Source organism: Paenibacillus illinoisensis NBRC 15959, from assembly GCF_004000925.1.
Lineage (GTDB): Bacteria > Bacillota > Bacilli > Paenibacillales > Paenibacillaceae > Paenibacillus > Paenibacillus illinoisensis.
The window spans coordinates 262795-279900 of record NZ_BIME01000004.1; the positions used below are offsets into that span (position 1 = coordinate 262795).

The window sequence follows — 17106 nt, forward strand, 5'->3', positions numbered from 1 at the left end:
CTTCCGGTTTAGGTGAATTGTCTTATGGAATAGATGGTTTGTTTAGACCTTTGATCCAAGACGGATTAACGTTGCGTTTATTACATGTCCTATTAGGGAGGGAACGGAATGACACAATTATTGGTTGGGCTGGTTCAAACGGAGAACGAAGCGATTATCATGCTTAACAAGCTCAAGGAAGCAGGATTGGAAGCGGAAGCGATGGGGGTTGTGGCGAAGGAGCATTTGGATCTTGATTTGATCAGCGAAAAAGCAGGTCTGGACAAACCGTTGAAGGGTGCTGGTACAGATGGTGCATTCGGCGTCTTCAAGGGTGTACTCGCAGCATTGGGAAAACGCATGGACCAGACGATCTCTGCGGGCAAAGCGGTTCGCCGACTGGCTGGCAATGAAATTGGAGGAGAAACGGATGATCTCGTTCTTACTTTGGCAGAAGCCGGCATTGCTGAAGAGGATGCTCAGTATTATGAGCAGTGGCTTCTTCAGGATCACTTCCTTATCGTGGTGGAATGCAGTGAGGAAGAGGCTGCCCACATTGCACCGATTGTGAAGGGGGAAAATGCGTAGAACAGGATTCTTGCAACTTTTTAGTTTAATTTAAGCCTGATTTTAGGTTTCTTTAATGTTGGGGCGGTATTATGATCTCACACCTCCCTTAATATAGATGGTTTATAGAAAGTCCGGGACCGCAACTCGGACTTTCTAGGCACTGCCAGCTGACGCTGGTAGTGCCTTTTCACTTTTTTATGATAGTTGTATTTTTAAAAAAAATAAATTATATGTTGCATAATGTTCAGTCCTATGATAAGATATTTCTTGTCGCCTCAAGTAATAAAGTAATACATACATATGCCGGGGTGGCGGAATTGGCAGACGCACAGGACTTAAAATCCTGCGGTAGGTGACTACCGTACCGGTTCGATCCCGGTCCTCGGCATCCTTATTAAGAAGATCGCATGACGCTTGTTGAACAAGCTGTCGATGCGATCTTTTTTTATACCCTTTTGAGCCTATGGAATTGAATTTCCGGGCCTTTCGGGTTCATAAACCGAAATTGTACATAATACATATCAGGAGATGTCTAGTTGCCTCTGGCTGTAAGTTAGGAAGACATGAAACGATGGTGTATACTATCCATAGGCATAAATTACCTTTATCTTGCGGAACTCAAGGAAGCAAAATAAATTTCTTTTGATGGAGGATCAGCATATGTTGAAACAACTTCAGCCTTACCAGGTTTTACAGGAACGCAGGATGGAGGAACTGAAATCAGATGGTTACCTGCTTGAACACAAAAAGTCAGGTGCCAGAATTGTCGTTTTATCCAACGAGGATGACAATAAAGTATTCAGTATCGGGTTTAGAACACCTCCGAGTGACAATACGGGTGTGCCTCATATTTTGGAGCATTCCGTACTGTGCGGGTCCAAGAAGTTTCCTGCAAAGGACTCCTTCGTGGAGCTGTTGAAGGGTTCACTGAATACCTTCCTGAATGCAATGACGTACCCTGACAAAACGATCTACCCGATCGCCAGCAGCAATGATCATGACTTCCACAACTTGATGGATATTTATCTGGATGCGGTACTGAACACCAACATTTATGAGAACGAGAAAATATTCCTGCAAGAGGGGTGGAACTACAATCTGGCCTCGCCTGAGGATGAATTGACATATAACGGTGTGGTGTACAACGAGATGAAGGGGGCATTTTCCTCACCGGAGCGTGTTGTACGCAGAGCCGTCCTGAATTCACTTTTCCCGGATACAACCTATTCCTGCGAGTCTGGAGGCATTCCCGATGAGATCACGGATCTGACCTACCAGGGCTTGCTCGATTTCCACACGAAATACTATCATCCTTCGAACAGCTACATATACCTGTACGGTGATATGGATATGGAAGAGAAGCTGAAATGGCTGGATGAAACCTACCTGAACCAGTACGATCGTATCGAGACTGACTCGGAGATTGGGGTACAGGAAGCCTTCAGCGAGCGGGTTGATGTGGTCAAAACCTATTCCGCGGGAAGTACGGAGTCGGAAGTGGATAACAGCTTTTTGACGTATAATGCCGTCATTGGAACCACGCTGGATCAGGAACTGAACATTGCCTTTCAAATTTTGCAGTATGCCCTTCTGAGTGCGCCAGGAGCTGTTCTGAAGCAGGCACTGCTGGATAAGGGGATTGCCAAAGAAGTCTATGGCTCGTATGACGACAGCTTGTATCAGCCTGTGCTGACCATCGGTTTGAAGAAGAGTAACCTGGAGAGCAAGCAGGTATTTTTGGATACAGTGCAGGAAGTGCTCCAGCGTGTGGTGAAGGAAGGAATTGATCCCAAGGCGCTGCTTGCGGGCATTAACTCCTATGAATTCAACCATCGTGAAGCTGATTTTGGAAGAATGCCGAAAGGGCTCATCTATGGCTTCTACACGCTTCAGAGCTGGCTCTATGATGATCAGGCGCCATTTGCACACCTGGAGGCCAATGACGTATTTGCAACGCTGCGAACCAAAATGAATGAAGGATACTTCGAGCAGTTGATTGAGCAGTATTTGCTGCAAAATACACATACCTCATTTGTTGCCGTGACTCCGGATAAAGGGCTGAATCAGCGGAAGGAAGAGGCGCTGCGTACCCGGTTGAAGTCTTATCAGTCCAGTCTGAATGAAACCGAAATCGCAGAGTTGGTGCAAAAAACGAAAGAGCTTGCGGATTATCAAAATGAGCCTTCGACCAAAGAACAACAGCAGGTTATCCCGACCTTGTCGATTGAAGATATCGAACCCAAAGCATCCACCCTGTATCAAACCCTGAAGACGGTAGAAGGCACAACGATCCTGCATCACATTCTATACACCAACGGGATTGGTTATCTGAAGCTTTTATTTGATGTCAAAGAGATACCGCAGCATCTGCTGCCTTATGCCGGTCTGCTGAAAAGTGTACTCGGTTATGTGGATACGAAGAATTTCTCGTTCAACGAGTTATCCAATGAAATTCATATTCATTCAGGCGGAATCAGTGCAAGCGTAGGTGCGAGTGCTGATGCGAAACAGTACAACGCGTACCGGGCTCACTTTGAATTCGGAGCGAAGGTTCTTTACAGCAAGCTGGGGTTTGCGTTTGACATGATTAAAGAGATCATTCTGACTTCCCGGTTCGACGACTCGAAGCGCTTGTATGAGATCATTTCCCAACTTAAGGGACAATTGCAGCGCAGCTTGATCAACAGTGGACATTCTGCGGCCATGGGCAGATCCTCTGCCAAACATTCAGCGGTGGCTGCCTTCCGGGAAGCTGTGAGTGGAATCGCCTTTTATCAATGGATTGAAGAGCTCCAGGCGAACTATGATGAGAGAAAAGAAGAGCTTGCCGCTCGTCTTCAAGAATTGACAGGCATGATCTTCAGACCTGAACTGCTGCTTGTTAGCTATACCGCAGATGAGAAAGGGTATGAAGGATTGGAACAGCAGGTGTCTGACCTGAAATCCAAGCTGTATACACATGATGTGGCGAAGGAGCATGCTGAATTCCAAGAGGTTCATCATAATGAGGGCTTCAAGTCACCTTCGGAAGTGCAATATGTTGTTCAGACAGGTAACTTCCTTACCAAGGGCTTCCAGTATACAGGCTCGCTGCGGGTTCTTCAGGGGATCTTGTCTCTTGATTATCTGTGGACGAATATCCGGGCCAAGGGTGGTGCCTACGGCTGTATGAGCGGTTTTAGACGGAATGGAGACAGCTATCTGGCCTCATACAGAGACCCTAACCTTGAGAAAACCTACAAAGTGTATGAAGACATTCCGCAGTACTTGCAAAATTTCAAAGCGGATGAACGTGAAATGACGCGGTATATTATCGGTGCCATCCAGGATCTGGATACCCCGAGAACACCATATTCGGAAGGGAACTTCTCACTGGAATGCTACTTGTCCAACGTTACCGAAGCAGATCTTCAACAGGAGCGTGATGAAGTGTTGGGCACAACGGAAGCTCATATCGTTGATTCGGCTGCTCTCGTATCTGCAATCCTGGAACAAGGAAATCGCTGCGTTGTCGGCAACGAAAGCAAGATCGAAGAGCAAAGCTCCCTATTCGACGAAACGCTGGATCTGATTAAGTACTAAGCATAAGTAGTACATGGGTTTTCGCAAAGTGGAAGCATGAACAAAAAACGGGTCCCCAAGTGGTTTAGCCATCTGGGGGCTCGTTTTTTAGTTTATAGTTCATGAAAATGGCTTATAGAACAATCAGAGTATAGTAGTCTGAACCTGAACAGACATGCCCTTATAGCACATTTCTGGCCTGCCGCCCGGAGGTATGTTAAAATGATGGATAGTCTATGAGCCTTGACTCAGGCTCAGCACAAGGGCAGCCAGAGGTTTCTGGCAGCACGGGAATGTTTTCATCAGCGAAAGGAGCCCATACATATGTTTGAAAACGATTGGGACACAGTGCTTAGAGAAGAGATTGAATCGGAGTATTTTAACGATATACGTTATGCATTAGCGGGAGAATACAAAACACAAACGGTATATCCGTCCAAAGAAAATCTGTTCTCCGCGCTCAAACTGACCCCTTATCATCAGGTCAAAGCAGTCATTCTGGGTCAGGATCCATATCACGGAGCTGGACAGGCCCATGGATTAAGCTTTTCGGTCATGCCAGGTGTACGCATCCCGCCTTCGCTGCTAAATATATATAAGGAGCTTCATGCAGATCTGGGATTGCCAATCCCCAAACACGGGTACTTGGTGCACTGGGCGGAACAAGGTGTATTGCTGCTTAACAATGTACTTACGGTACGCGAGGGCCAGCCGAATTCTCATCAGGGGCTGGGTTGGCAAAAGTTCACTGATGCGGTGATTCGTGCCTTGAATGAACGCTCGGAACCGATGGTGTTCATGCTGTGGGGCAGTCATGCACAGAAAAAAGGAGCCTTTATTGACCGGGACAAACATCTGGTGCTGGAATCAACACACCCCAGTCCACTTGCCGCACATCGTGGTTTTCTGGGCAGTCGGCCCTTCTCCAAAGCCAACGACTTCCTGACCTCCAAAGGTATTCAACCGATTGATTGGACTATACCGGAAAACTAGATAAGCGGAGGTGAGGACATTGCGGCATTGGGTTGGACGAAAAGTAGCAGTATATCGGGCAACAGGAATAAGAGAGCCACTGAAGGGAACCTTGGTAGAGTGGGATGAAGAATCGGATTGTGTACGAATCGGACCGAAGCGGATCAAGGTGTCGTTCGACAATATCGCAATGATCAGACCTCTGCCCGAAGAGAGCCTTCCTCTGAAGAAAGCACGTTCTGAGGTGCATAAGGTCGGATATGTGATGAAAAAGGCCATTCAGTTTGACAATGCCATCTATTTTAAGTCACAGGTCATGATATGGCGGCGGGCCAAAATTGTAGCCCTGTCCACGACGATTCTTCGTCATGATGAAGATCAGGTCGAGCTTGCAGATGGTCGGTTGCTTCGCAAGGACAAGCATATGTTTGTAGTACGTACCAGACGGGGCATACGCTAATATGGCACGTATATTTAATATTCATTTCATGTAAAGATCATATAGATTTAATCTTCGGCCTTTATATTAAATGTAACAACCCCTTCTAAATGATGTGTAATAACATGGGAACCCGGCCGGCTGCAAACGGTCGGGCTTTTTTTGTCTCCAGACAATATGAAGGGGTAACATAGCAATGACATTCTTGTTATATACTAATGAGATAGACAACAAGAAGGAGTGAAGCCCTTTGAAACGTATATGTGTTTTTGCAGGTTCCAACCCCGGGAATCATCCGGACTATACACAGCAAGCCATCAACTTGGGCAAGCAAATAGCAGATAACGGATTCTCCCTCGTATATGGCGGGTCGTGCATGGGATTAATGGGTGCGGTGGCTGATGCAGCTCTGGAGAATGGCGGAGAGGTCATTGGCGTTATGCCAACCGGATTGTTTCGTGGAGAAATTGTGCATGGAGGCCTTACACAGCTGATTGAAGTAGGGACAATGCACGAGCGTAAGGCAACAATGGCGGAACTGTCGGATGGATTTATCGCCCTTCCTGGTGGCATGGGCACCTTTGAGGAATTGTTCGAAGTGCTGTGCTGGGCTCAAATCGGTATTCATCGTAAACCAGTTGGTTTATTGAATGTAAACGGTTATTACGAACCTTTGATGAAACTGGTGGAGCATAGTGTCCATGAAGGATTTTCGAATACTTCTCATCTCAGCCTGTGGAGTCTTGAATCCGAACCGGCCGAACTGCTTGCGAAGATGTCGGCTTACGTTCCCGCGCAGTTGACTCAGAAATGGACTCAGCTTAATGAACAGAAGTAAATCAAGATAGGGGTTGACCACCGGCATCTGCGGAAAACTTTCCGTTCTGCCCAAGCAATTTGCGGCCCGAGACATAGTCTATAGTGTACTTTCTTAAGAGGGGAGTGTCACTCATGAGCGAAATCAAAGGCACAGGTTACGGGTATGGATACGGAGGCTTCGGCGGCGGAGCATGGACATCTACAGGCGCGATTCTGGTACTGTTCATTCTGCTGGTTATCATCTCCCGCACCTTCATTCTGTAATTCGGTCAGCCTTTCCTGGATGGGAAGACTTGATCTGAAGCACACCGAATGAGGAATAAGCCTTTCCGAAGAGACGCCGGCAGCTGTCGGCGTCTCAGGGGAACGGTTTTTTTGTTTGCAAAAAAGAAAAACCCTGTTTCCCGGATAACGGTATACAGAGTTGTGAAGGGTTAAACGGCAACAACCGTATTGCTATCGCCAGGAATAAGTAGTGTTTTCCAGGCAATGTACACACCAATCACAGCGGCGATCAGAGCGAGGATCGCTGCTATTAAAGCTAACTGATCAAGTCCACGCTGTGCGTCATCAGTTGAAAATTGACTACTCGTTTTGTCAGGTGCAGCCAGCCCTCGAATATATGCATGACCTGTTCGACGTTTATGCCCTGTAGAGGTTCGGTTTTTGCGACCGGGAGCATGTGAATGAGGGTGTATTACCGGTTTATGGGAAGTTATGCGCTTCAATAGTCAACCTCCTTATGGCGGAGTACGGAACTTCTATCGCTCATACTATGTTATGTCGATTTGCAGATTGAGTTCGCAAAAATGAGTGAATCCCCAATCTGAATGGACATCTCCCCCAAGCCATCTACGTCCAATATGGAATCGAACACGCATTAAACGTTCTGTTAATACGGTTATGACAAACCGGTCGTATAGTGGAATTGCTAGAGTTGATGTGCGAATACAGGAGGTGCTGAGGAATGGCGATTGAAATTATTGCGCATAGGGGAGCTTCCGCCGTCTGTCCCGAGAATACAATGGCTGCGTTCGAACGTTGTCTACAGCTTGGAGCCACGGGTATTGAGACGGATGTTCAGATGTCCAGTGATGGCAGATTGGTACTGATTCATGATGAGACATTGAACCGGACTGCAGGTGCATCCGGCTGGGTTAAGGATACAACATACGAGCAATTACGCAAACTTGACGCAGGTAGCTGGTTCCATGCCGATTTTGCCCAAGAGCGAATCCCTTCACTGGAAGAACTGTTTGAACTCGTGCGGGGAAAAAGGATTCTGCTTAATCTGGAACTGAAAAATGGAATTGTTGCTTACAAGGGCATGGAGGAAAAGATCGTGCAAGCCATTCGAAATTGGGATTTGGAACAGCAAGTGATCCTTTCCAGTTTCAATCATGCATCTTTGGTGAAGTGTAAACGTATTGCTCCCGAGATTCGGACGGCACTTCTATACATGGAAAAACTTTATCGTCCTTACGACTATGCAGCCAAACTGGAGGCCTCGGCACTGCATCCATACAAGCTGGCTGTAACACAGGAGGAAGTAACTGCAGCGCAGGCTCAGGGAATTTCGACACATCCGTTTACCGTAAACGATCCTGCAGAGATGCAAGCATTGATCCAGATGGGTGTAGAAGCGATCATTACGGATGTTCCCGATGTACTGGCCGCATTGATTGGAGTACATAGCCGTTAGCATCAAAAAAACAAGCTGCACCGGAGCCCTTATGCTCGGTGCAGCTTTTTTGGATCTAAAAAATGTTTAATGTAATAAACTTGTCCGATTTGTCCATTGCCAGCGAGAGATTGTTGACATACAATGATGTATGGGAATGAGAATCAATATCATTAAAAGAACGGCAATAACAGAGAGGTGATTGTTATGTACATAGGATTGGTCTACTCCACTCATAACAAGGGTGGGCACATATGAGTTCGAAGGCTTCATCGGCAAGTCATAATACGGAATCTCCGACAGCCAAAATACATACTCGTCCCTGGGCTGCTACCTTGATCCTGACTGGTGGTCTCGTACTTCTCGCCCTGGGTATGGCTTTGTCCATTTCTTTTGGAGCCGCAGATATTAAACTCGGTGTAGTCTGGCAAGCCATCTTTAACTTCAACCCGGATCTTACCCCGCATCAGATCATCTGGGAAATTCGATTGCCGCGTATTCTTGGCGGGGCGATGGTTGGTGCCTGCTTCGCTGTAGCTGGTGCAATCATGCAGGGGATGACCCGCAATCCACTCGCAGATTCGGGCTTGCTTGGGCTCAATTCCGGGGCAGGATTTGCCCTGGCTGTGTGTTTCGCTTTTTTCCCTGGTATGCCGTACATGTATATCATTATGTATTCCTTTATCGGGGCAGGGCTTGGCGTGCTGCTTGTATACGGATTCGGAGCAGCGTCCAGATCCGGCCTTACACCTCTTAGGCTGGTGTTGGCGGGAGCAGCGGTATCCGCCATGTTGTCCGCACTGAGTGAAGGGATCGCATTATATTTTAAAATTGGACAGGATCTGGCCTTCTGGACAGCGGGAGGTGTTGCCGGTACAAAATGGTCTCAACTGGAGATCATGTTCCCCTGGGTCCTGGCTGCACTTATTGTAGGCTTGATTATTTCTCGTTCTATCACGCTTCTTAGTCTCGGCGAAGAGATTGCCGTCGGACTGGGACAGCGTACCGGCTTGATTAAGCTAGTTGGTCTTATCGTTGTGCTTATTCTTGCGGGTACGGCCGTATCCGTGGTTGGTGCTGTAGGTTTCGTTGGACTTATTATCCCCCACCTTACACGTAAAATCGTCGGGGTTGATTATCGCTGGATCATTCCATGTTCAGCTGTCATGGGCAGCTTGCTGCTGGTGTTCGCTGATCTGGCTGCACGGATGATCAATCCGCCATACGAGACACCAATCGGTGCTCTGGTTGCCTTGATCGGGGTACCGTTCTTCCTCTATCTGGCCCGTAAAGAAAGGAGGTCTCTGTAATTATGGGATCCTCAACTCTCACTGGTGCTGAGCGCAAAAAGAGAACGAAAAGCACCATTGTCATGATTGTACTTGGTGCATTGATTATTGCAGCATTTATGATCAGCATGAATACGGGGTTCACGAAGCTGAGCCCTTTTGAGGTGCTGCGTACGTTATTCGGTGGGGGAACACCGAAGCAGGAGCTAATCCTGTTTGAGTTCCGTTTGCCCCGGATTGTAATTTCAATCATGGTAGGTGCCGGGCTTGCTTTGTCCGGATGTATTTTGCAAGGTGTGTCCCGTAACGCACTGGCGGATCCGGGGATACTTGGGATCAATGCAGGTGCGGGGCTCGTCGTAATGCTATTTGTATCCTTTTTCCCAACAACAACGGCGGCCCCTGTATTTCTGCTGCCGATTCTTGCCTTGATTGGATCCAGTTTTGCAGCCTTTCTCATCTATGTGCTTTCGTATAAAAAGGGAGAGGGCATTATGCCTACCCGTATGCTTCTTACAGGAATTGGGGTAGCTGCCGGAATCAGCTCTGCTATGATTGTGCTTACACTTCGGCTCAGTCCGGAGAAGTATCAGTTTGTGGCGACATGGATGGCAGGCAGCATCTGGGGATCAAACTGGAAGTTCGTAACGGCACTGCTTCCATTTCTAATCATTCTTATTCCGGTCGTTCTATATAAGGCGCGTGTGCTGAATGTCCTGAACCTTGGGGACCAGACCGCCAGTGGACTTGGTGCATCGGTTAATCGTGAGAGACTCATCCTGCTTGCTGCTGCCGTAGGTCTTGCCGGGTCCTGCGTATCTGTCAGTGGTGGGATTGGTTTTGTAGGTCTGATCGGACCGCATCTGGCCAGACGCCTTGTGGGTCCGAAACATCAGTTTCTTTTGCCTGCATCCGCTTTGGTCGGTTCTCTTCTTGTTCTCATTGCGGACACGCTGGGCCGTGTCATTCTGCAGCCTTCCGAGATTCCGGCGGGAATTCTGGTTGCGATCCTTGGGGCGCCATATTTCCTCTATCTTTTGAGCAGATCCAGATAGAGCTATTCAGATGGTAACAGAACGTCTTCATTTGGCTCGCATAGGGCCGGACGAAGGCGTTTTTGTTTTAATTCATATGGATGTGATTAATGTACCGGAAAAGGGCGAAATATAATGGATAAGCAGGAAATGATTCTTCTACATGATAGGTTGGGATTATATTCGAAGGAGGCGGACAAGATGACGCAAATTCTTGGCACGTGGCTGATATTCATTTTGCTTCTGGTCATCCTGTATCGAGGCATTAAAAAACTGTCGCAATCGCATCAAAAGCCGGTGTTCAGACGCTGGGGCGGTTTGATGGCCGTATTATTTATCGTGGGGGCGGTGCCCTTGGGCTTTGCTTTTTATACCGAGTTAACCGATGAACGGCTGGATGCCAATATTGGGCTGGGAATCGCCATGCTTTTTGCCTGGGGCTACTGTGTTCTGCTGTGTTGTGCAGGTCTGATCATTTGGGGAAGGGTTGCGTACAAAAGATCCCAAAGAAATTGATCAGTAATCATGCTCTTCTTTTGCAACATCGGGTAGTGGAAAGCCGTCTATTATCAGAGAAATAGATTGCACCACATGTTGCCTATAGAGGGGGAATGGAAGTGACCAGTCGTATGATCGTTCTTATGCTGCTCATCATCTTAATTCTTACAGGGTGTTCGGTACAGGTTCAGAAGGAAGGGGAACTGCCGCGAACAGATGCTCCCAAAGAGAAAGGGTTTACCGGCTATGTGGTGGATCGCAAAGAGAATTCCATCCTTGTTGTGAATCCCGAACATAAGGAATTCGGAACGAATGGAGAAACTAGTAAGTATTATCCGGCAAAATGGTTCACCAATGTACCTGATTCTCAGATTGGTACGTATGTTGAAGTCTGGACGGATGGAAGTCCGGAGGTTGAGCCTTATCCAGGTCGTGCAAGAGCAGAGTCCATTGCAGAGTATGCTGCGGCAACTCCCGATGGCGCGAAGATCAGTGAGGCGGACGCAATTCGCGGCGGAATTTATTTATCCGATGGTAAGGAGATAAGTTTGCCGGTCATTGAAGACGTTGAGTTTCATGCCGATAAAGGAATTTGGACGGTTCGCATGCGGGATGCCATGTCAGCGGATGATAATCAGGCCCAGATTGAACTCGAAGTCCGGGATGTGAAGCCATTGGAATCGGTGCAAGAACAAAAAAGTGAATGAAGCATAAAAAAACAAAAGCCCTCAGATCTGCTTATCTAGCATAACGAGGGCTTTATATGTTATGACATGATCATGCTTTATCAATCCGCAATATTTCCCGCCATCTTCAGACGACGTGCAATTTCCGCGAAGTCCTCATGCGAAATGCCTGGGGCGAATTCTTCTTCCACCGCAGGGGCTTCCGGAATCGGAAAGCCTTCTGGAACACCTTGAATGACTTCAAGTGGTTGTCCATCTTCAGGGTGTGTTCCTTTCCAGATTTGGCTGATGGCATTAAAGTCTTTATCGCTATACGTGTACAGCTTGGTGTGTACGCCTTTTTCTTCATATTTTCGGGTCTCGGTGAACGCCTTGTTGTCCAATGAAGGAATAGGAACCAGCTTGGTCACGTTCACGCCTGTTGCAATTTCCAGTGCTTTGGCGTAGGCAACGACGTGTACGCCGCCGCGTACAAGCAGGAACCCAACCACTTCCCGTGCAGCAGGGTGGTCCGTCATTTCGTATACTTTCATTTTATGTGTACGTGCGCCGCATTCGAGGAAAAAGTTATGCAGCAGATCCTCGACCAGATTACCACTGTTGAACACATTTGCACCGGTCCACGGGTTGCCCATGGAATCAAAAGGCATGGCACCTTGGGCCCCCGCCAGGTAATGATAGGATAGACGTGCATCCTTCACGGAACCAAGGGGTGTATCATCGGGTTCCTTGTAGGCGGTTGAACCTCTGAGACATTGGTTTATCCCGTGAGACACCAGCTCCACGTGACCCAATTCTTCGGCTGTAATACTCATGACGAGGTCGTAGAAGGGCTTCAATTTTTCCTTGGAGCGAAAATTAAACGACTGATAGAGGTAATTGTTCAACGTTGACATCTCTCCGAATTTGCCACCTAGCAGCTCCTGTATGGATGCAGCTGCATTCGGATCGGGCTTCTCGACATTGGGAATTTCAATCAAGATTTCATCCATTCGTTTGAACATTTACATATAACCTCCTCGAAATGGGTGTTCAGATCATACTTCAGTCTATCAAGGCCTATTACACATAGAATGGGAGAATCAAACCGTATATAGCATATTTGGGGCTAAAGACGTATATATCCGATTCAGGATCTAGTTTCCATTGGGGATGTATTAGGGTTACAATTAGAGTCATTGAGGATTTTCGCTGAGGGCAATGAAAAGGAGGACAAGGTTTTGCTTAAACGTTGGCTTATCGCTGTATTTACGATAGGTATACTTTTACTTCTTCATGTGGAGCAGGTCTCTGCTTATGTTCATCATGAAGTCGAAGTGGATCAACAAACGAGGGAAGCCTTAAAGAAAAAGTATGGGCTGGATGCACCGTCCGATCCGGACCCCACGAATCATGTATTGTCAGGTGACTGGGGAATAAGCTTCAATCCTCCCCTGGATCGGCATCAAACGATCCTCCAGATTGTTCGCTGGGTTCAGCATCCTGTAACGTTAATCATTCGACTGATCGTGTAAAATCATCCTCCCATGGGCAGGCTAACGGAAACAAGCCCCAAGGAGTGATTGATATGAGATTACTTATCGTTACACTGTTGACGATTATGCTGAGTTTGTCGGGACTAGCCACCAGTTCAGCGGCTCCCATTCCGGATTATGCGAAGTGGGGAATCATCGCGGTAAAAGAAACGCAGACCAAATATAATGTGGACATACTGGATTACAAGCATATTGGACGTACATCGCTGACAGCCAACCAATCCCGGGAGCAGTTTAAGTTATGGGTGCGGGGCAAGGATGGCAAAGAGTTTGCTGTGTATGTCAATGTTGATTTTAATCCGTCTACGCAGCAGTTAAAAAAGGTGCAGTTCAGTGAATCGGATCGACACTAAAAAATAAAAAAAGCCAGGCATCTCTGATTGATGGGACAAGCCTGGTTTTTTGCTGTATAAAATCCTTTTTTTAGTCATTGAATAAAGAACCTATGTTCGCATATAATAAGGAATACAAACAAACGTTCTTATTGGAGGGATGATTATGCTGGGGAAATATATTGGCCAGATGGTGGAACTCGTGTACATGGATCGAGCAGGACATATTACGCAGCGTCAGATTCGTATTAACAGTGTGCGAGGTGGGAGAATCCGAGCATCCGCAGGAGCAGATGGATCACCCCGGACATTCCTGGAGCAAGGTATTCTGGCATGGCGTCCTATCCTTCATAAGGACGGGAAGGCGGGCATATGTTAAACGATTTTGAACGGAAGATTTTACGAATTATCGTTAATTATGCCGGGCAGCGACGACGTATGCCTCGAATGGATGAGCTCGAGAACAAGACGGGGCGAAGCCGGGATCTTATTCGCGAATCATTGCTTGAACTGGAGCGCAGACAGCATATTAACTGGGCCAATAAGTCCACGCTGGAAGGAATACAAATCTTGCAGGCATGGGAACAGGATCCGCAGCCGATTCGCAAGAGTCAGCCTGCTGGAGATGCCGTTAAATATTTTTTGGAATACTAGGGAAACTTTATTGCGAAATGAAAAAACGCCAATCCGAGATGCGGACTGGCGCTTGCTTCGTTATTGCACATCGTTCATATATTCAGAAAGTGGGGAGTTGATCTAGATTGTTGGTCGGGTCGCCGTCTGCATCGCCGCGAATGTACATTTCCCCGTCCTTGCCTTTAAACACATTCACACCCGCTATGGCTCCTGCCTGTACTTCTGCCAGCGCTTGTTGATAATCAAGTATGCGTCCAGATGAGGTTTGAAAGCCAGTCAGATCACCGTCACCATTTTTTTGTACTGCTGTGAAGCTCTCACGTGTCGTCTGATTCATCATGTCACACTCCTTATCTGAGGAAATGAGAATTTGAGTTCCCCTTTAGCCTGTCCGAATCGAAGAAAAGTATGCATGGCATCGTAGAACACTTGTAAACACGTAAGATTCACTGAAGGATAGGGTTTACAGACTCTTTCTCATGCGTACGTGCAGAATGTCGGCATCATAAAAAGGCTCTTCCGAGATCACTTCATATCCGAGCTTCTCATAAAATTTCTGGGCTTGACATTGCGCATCCAGTACAGAGTAAGTCAAGCCAAGCTCCCGTGCCCGCTCTTCCATGGCTAGCAGGAGTACACGTCCATAACCGAATGAACGGTGGGATTGAAGCACAGCAATTCGCTGCATTTTGGCTGTATCCTTGCTGTAATAGATAAGTCGTCCTGTAGCTACAGCCTTTTCGTCCGTACTTAATAAAACATGATGTACATCAGGACTGATGACATCAAATTGATCGATTTCAATCTCGGCAGGCACCTGCTGCTCGATGACAAAAACGTCATGGCGGATGCCCAATGCTTGCTGGAGCTGTTCATCTGTCGTTACATAACTAATTTCGGCTGCCAATTCCATTCCTTCTTTCTGCTCTTGAGCGACATATCAGACTGCATTATACAAAAAATCGCTTTTCCTGTATAGTTGAGTCTGGAACATATTGGGAGAGGGGCGAAGAGGATGGGCTTGGCAGGAATTATGACCATTACACTCTTGATGTCTGCCGGAATGATCGCTTTATTATATTACGTAACCAAGAAAGCCTACTCCAGAAAGTGGGATGAGGATGAGTGATAACAAGAGTGTCAGGGCAAAAGTTCACTGTTTCCCTGAGGCGAATAGACCTCTTCATGGACAGATTTCGAGTAGACATCGAGCCAAACAGGCAAGTCATCCGTTACATTCGGTTGCTGTAGTTGTTGAAATCGCACGGTATGTTCATCCCGTTCCAGACTGCATCCGGAGATCACGAGAATAAGTATGGTGAGGGGGAGAATGAAGCCCAATTTTTTGCAATGGGTCCAGGATTCATGGGAGTTTGCGTGTGGCATAGGAGTCACCTCTTTAATGAAATGGTAATCATTCCTTAGTGTGCTCCAATCTCCACAAAATATAACCAATAAACCATTGACATTGTACGCGTTTACTTGGTATGATACTGTTACTTCATTCGAACAGAATAGGTTATCATGATCTGTTAGCTCAGCTGGGAGAGCACTATCTTGACAGGGTAGGGGTCAGTGGTTCGAGCCCACTACAGATCATAACGAAAAGCCCTTGCGTAGCAAGGGCTTTTTTCTTATTTGTTTCGAAAATTCACAAAAAAACTTGAATGAGACTCAGAGACAATAAAATAAGAAAACGAAGTGTTGAAGTCGCCAAATTGGTGGCTTTTTTTTTATAACAAAATAATTATTTACAAACAAAATTAAATTGTGTACAATCAAATTGCAAACAATTAGTAAATGAGATTATTTTATCAAATAAAATCAATGACGAAGAGGAGAAATTACAATGAAAACTCTATATGAAACGACAGTAATCAATACAGGTGGACGTCAAGGGATCGTACAATCACCAGATAACGTATTTATGCTGGATGTAGCTGCACCGCCGGAGCTTGGTGGTAAAGTGACTACGGCTACGAATCCGGAGCAGCTGTTTGCAGCTGGATACAGTGCATGCTTTAACTCTGCTTTGGAATTTCAATTGAAGAAACACAATGTGGAAATTGAGCGAAGCACCGTATCTGCAACGGTGATGCTTGTTACAGATCCTTCGGACAACGGAGTAAAGTTGGAAGTGGAGCTGGAAGTGAAAATCGAGGGTTTGGATGAAGAGACCGCACAGAAATTTGTCAAACTTGCCCATGACTATTGCCCATACTCCAAAGGAATCAGAGGCAATGTAAATGTAACTCTGGAGATGGCGTAACAATCAATACGAACTAAGAACACCTTCAAATGTCTGTCCCATTACCGTTGCAAAAAGGGGAAAGGACAGAGTTGAAGGTGTTTTTTATTATGGGGGCCGGAGAGTAAACCTTGAAGGTTGAAGGTTGAAATATACCCACGTGGGGTATATTATAAGTATCTAAATTCGTATTTCAAAGGAGAGTTGAGATGAAAAAGTACGTAATGATGATGGTATCTCTACTGATCACCGGAAGTCTGATAGTAAGTGGTTGCGGTAAAAATACGGAACAGAATAGCAGCAATGGCAGCGGAGACAGCAATAACAGTCATACAGCCACTACAGGAGAAATGCACCATTCGGATTCAGGAGAGCTGCCGCAAGGGCTTATGGAAAAGGTGGATCCTACATATCCGGTTGGCAGCCAGGTTATCATGAGTGCCGACCATATGTCCGGTATGAAAGGGGCAACCGCCACGATTGTTGGAGCATATGAAACGACCGTTTATGCTGTTACGTATACACCGACAACGGGAGGAGAGCCGGTGAAGAATCACAAGTGGGTGATCCAGGAGGAAATGAAGGAGCCCAACGACGAGCCCTCTAAAGTTGGAGCAGAGGTTGTATTGGATGCCGATCACATGCCCGGTATGAAAGGGGCGAAAGCCACCGTTGATTCCGCTGAACAGACGACAGTGTATATGGTGGATTACATTCCGACAACTGGAGGAGATCTGGTGAAAAATCATAAATGGGTTACAGAGAATGAGTTATCCGCTGAATAGATAACAGAATCTACTATGAGATTAATTAATTCTTTAACTCAA

At 46.6% G+C, this 17106-nt stretch carries 22 protein-coding genes and 2 tRNA genes; 19 read left to right on the forward strand and 5 right to left on the reverse strand.

Annotated features, from left to right (window positions below):
• The first annotated feature begins 108 nt into the window (after nt 1-108).
• The 7 genes from PIL01S_RS12565 to PIL01S_RS29760 all read left to right on the forward strand — a co-directional run bounded on the left by PIL01S_RS12565 (nt 109) and on the right by PIL01S_RS29760 (nt 6604).
• Nucleotides 109-567 (forward strand): general stress protein, encoded by a 459-nt coding sequence (locus tag PIL01S_RS12565; RefSeq protein ID WP_127537817.1) that lies wholly within the window; start codon nt 109-111, stop codon nt 565-567.
• A 284-nt stretch (nt 568-851) separates the two neighbouring features.
• Nucleotides 852-937: transfer RNA gene (locus PIL01S_RS12570), tRNA-Leu, on the forward strand.
• Between the two features lie 272 nt (nt 938-1209).
• On the forward strand, nt 1210-4131 hold the full coding sequence (locus tag PIL01S_RS12575) for an insulinase family protein (protein ID WP_127537818.1): 2922 nt from the start codon (nt 1210-1212) through the stop codon (nt 4129-4131).
• Nucleotides 4132-4434: 303 nt separating this feature from the next.
• On the forward strand, nt 4435-5103 hold the full coding sequence (ung, locus tag PIL01S_RS12580; protein ID WP_127537819.1) for a uracil-DNA glycosylase: 669 nt from the start codon (nt 4435-4437) through the stop codon (nt 5101-5103).
• A gap of 19 nt (nt 5104-5122) precedes the next feature.
• Nucleotides 5123-5542 carry a hypothetical protein gene (locus PIL01S_RS12585; protein ID WP_127537820.1) on the forward strand — a complete coding sequence of 140 codons (420 nt, stop codon included), beginning with the start codon at nt 5123-5125 and terminating at the stop codon, nt 5540-5542.
• Between the two features lie 229 nt (nt 5543-5771).
• Nucleotides 5772-6359: an LOG family protein gene (locus tag PIL01S_RS12590; protein ID WP_127537821.1), complete on the forward strand. Its 588-nt coding sequence runs from the start codon at nt 5772-5774 to the stop codon at nt 6357-6359.
• Nucleotides 6360-6472: 113 nt separating this feature from the next.
• On the forward strand, nt 6473-6604 hold the full coding sequence (locus PIL01S_RS29760; RefSeq protein WP_217506391.1) for a YjcZ family sporulation protein: 132 nt from the start codon (nt 6473-6475) through the stop codon (nt 6602-6604).
• A gap of 170 nt (nt 6605-6774) precedes the next feature.
• On the opposite strand, the gene PIL01S_RS12595 is transcribed toward PIL01S_RS29760, so the two are convergent.
• A complete protein-coding gene (locus PIL01S_RS12595) occupies nt 6775-7068 on the reverse strand; it encodes a hypothetical protein (protein ID WP_127537822.1) in 294 nt (97 codons plus the stop codon).
• 239 nt (nt 7069-7307) lie between these two features.
• Between PIL01S_RS12595 and PIL01S_RS12600 the strand changes: the two genes are divergently transcribed.
• The 5 genes from PIL01S_RS12600 to PIL01S_RS12620 all read left to right on the forward strand — a co-directional run bounded on the left by PIL01S_RS12600 (nt 7308) and on the right by PIL01S_RS12620 (nt 11549).
• A complete protein-coding gene (locus PIL01S_RS12600; RefSeq protein ID WP_127537823.1) occupies nt 7308-8042 on the forward strand; it encodes a glycerophosphodiester phosphodiesterase in 735 nt (244 codons plus the stop codon).
• A gap of 233 nt (nt 8043-8275) precedes the next feature.
• Nucleotides 8276-9331: a FecCD family ABC transporter permease gene (locus tag PIL01S_RS12605; protein ID WP_127537824.1), complete on the forward strand. Its 1056-nt coding sequence runs from the start codon at nt 8276-8278 to the stop codon at nt 9329-9331.
• 2 nt (nt 9332-9333) lie between these two features.
• On the forward strand, nt 9334-10365 hold the full coding sequence (locus PIL01S_RS12610) for a FecCD family ABC transporter permease (RefSeq protein ID WP_127537825.1): 1032 nt from the start codon (nt 9334-9336) through the stop codon (nt 10363-10365).
• A 180-nt stretch (nt 10366-10545) separates the two neighbouring features.
• Complete coding sequence (locus PIL01S_RS12615) at nt 10546-10860, forward strand: hypothetical protein (RefSeq protein WP_127537826.1); 315 nt, start codon at nt 10546-10548, stop codon at nt 10858-10860.
• A gap of 101 nt (nt 10861-10961) precedes the next feature.
• The gene (locus tag PIL01S_RS12620; RefSeq protein ID WP_127537827.1) at nt 10962-11549 is read left to right on the forward strand and encodes a DUF3221 domain-containing protein; all 588 of its coding nucleotides are present in this window, start codon (nt 10962-10964) and stop codon (nt 11547-11549) included.
• Nucleotides 11550-11629: 80 nt separating this feature from the next.
• Here PIL01S_RS12620 and PIL01S_RS12625 read toward each other — a convergent pair whose 3' ends face one another.
• Entirely contained in the window at nt 11630-12532 is a 903-nt protein-coding gene (locus tag PIL01S_RS12625; protein WP_127537828.1) for a manganese catalase family protein, read from the reverse strand.
• A gap of 216 nt (nt 12533-12748) precedes the next feature.
• Between PIL01S_RS12625 and PIL01S_RS12630 the strand changes: the two genes are divergently transcribed.
• From PIL01S_RS12630 to PIL01S_RS12645, 4 genes are all read left to right on the forward strand, one after another.
• Nucleotides 12749-13042, forward strand: coding sequence for a hypothetical protein (locus PIL01S_RS12630; RefSeq protein WP_127537829.1), 294 nt, complete (start codon nt 12749-12751; stop codon nt 13040-13042).
• 53 nt (nt 13043-13095) lie between these two features.
• Nucleotides 13096-13416 (forward strand): DUF3889 domain-containing protein, encoded by a 321-nt coding sequence (locus PIL01S_RS12635; protein ID WP_127537830.1) that lies wholly within the window; start codon nt 13096-13098, stop codon nt 13414-13416.
• Nucleotides 13417-13561: 145 nt separating this feature from the next.
• Nucleotides 13562-13774 (forward strand): hypothetical protein, encoded by a 213-nt coding sequence (locus tag PIL01S_RS12640; RefSeq protein WP_127537831.1) that lies wholly within the window; start codon nt 13562-13564, stop codon nt 13772-13774.
• Nucleotides 13768-14049: a hypothetical protein gene (locus PIL01S_RS12645; protein ID WP_174818689.1), complete on the forward strand. Its 282-nt coding sequence runs from the start codon at nt 13768-13770 to the stop codon at nt 14047-14049. Before PIL01S_RS12640 ends, PIL01S_RS12645 begins: the two co-directional genes overlap by 7 nt.
• 82 nt (nt 14050-14131) lie before the next feature.
• Here PIL01S_RS12645 and PIL01S_RS12650 read toward each other — a convergent pair whose 3' ends face one another.
• From PIL01S_RS12650 to PIL01S_RS12660, 3 genes are all read right to left on the reverse strand, one after another.
• Entirely contained in the window at nt 14132-14368 is a 237-nt protein-coding gene (locus PIL01S_RS12650) for a DUF3892 domain-containing protein (RefSeq protein ID WP_095359408.1), read from the reverse strand.
• A gap of 126 nt (nt 14369-14494) precedes the next feature.
• Nucleotides 14495-14938, reverse strand: a complete 444-nt coding sequence (locus tag PIL01S_RS12655) for a GNAT family N-acetyltransferase (protein ID WP_127537832.1) — start codon at nt 14936-14938, stop codon at nt 14495-14497.
• A 233-nt stretch (nt 14939-15171) separates the two neighbouring features.
• Nucleotides 15172-15417, reverse strand: coding sequence for a hypothetical protein (locus PIL01S_RS12660; protein WP_127537833.1), 246 nt, complete (start codon nt 15415-15417; stop codon nt 15172-15174).
• 140 nt (nt 15418-15557) lie between these two features.
• Here PIL01S_RS12660 and PIL01S_RS12665 point away from each other — a divergent pair.
• From PIL01S_RS12665 to PIL01S_RS12675, 3 genes are all read left to right on the forward strand, one after another.
• Nucleotides 15558-15630, forward strand: a tRNA-Val gene (locus PIL01S_RS12665).
• Between the two features lie 250 nt (nt 15631-15880).
• Entirely contained in the window at nt 15881-16300 is a 420-nt protein-coding gene (locus PIL01S_RS12670) for an organic hydroperoxide resistance protein (RefSeq protein ID WP_095290080.1), read from the forward strand.
• Between the two features lie 188 nt (nt 16301-16488).
• Entirely contained in the window at nt 16489-17064 is a 576-nt protein-coding gene (locus PIL01S_RS12675) for a YdhK family protein (protein WP_127537834.1), read from the forward strand.
• Nucleotides 17065-17106: the final 42 nt, after the last annotated feature.